We start from the raw sequence: 302 nt of genomic DNA, 5'->3' as shown, positions 1-302 counted from the left end.
GCGATTTTCCAAAGGTTACCGAGACATTTGTGCTGTCAAATGTGCTTCATTATCTTTCAAAGGGGCATGACGCACGCGTGTTTAGCGTCAAGCCGTTCCGCAAAAATGAGCTGGTTCATCCCGGTTCCGAACCAGTTATCGCTACAGCCTTTACTTTCCCTTGGATCAGGGGCGACTCCAGTCGGGCGTTGGTCGCTACTCTGCTAATGCGTCCGGGCGCATTGTTTCGTTGCATTGGAAAGATTGTTTGGGCCTTTAGGGCCGAACCCAAACGTCTTTTCGCGTCGCTTTCTATTCTGCCA

At 51.0% G+C, this 302-nt stretch carries 1 protein-coding gene; it reads left to right on the top strand.

The features are described 5' to 3' along the window. The coding region (locus AB9F26_RS22470; protein ID WP_369769149.1) for a hypothetical protein at positions 1–302 on the top strand (302 nt) is incomplete at both ends.

The sequence above is a fragment of the Falsihalocynthiibacter sp. BN13B15 genome (assembly GCF_041205415.1).
In the GTDB taxonomy this organism is placed as follows: Bacteria; Pseudomonadota; Alphaproteobacteria; order Rhodobacterales; family Rhodobacteraceae; genus Falsihalocynthiibacter; species Falsihalocynthiibacter arcticus.
Note: the sequence above shows the minus strand (reverse complement) of the source record. Positions and strands in the feature narration are given on the sequence as shown.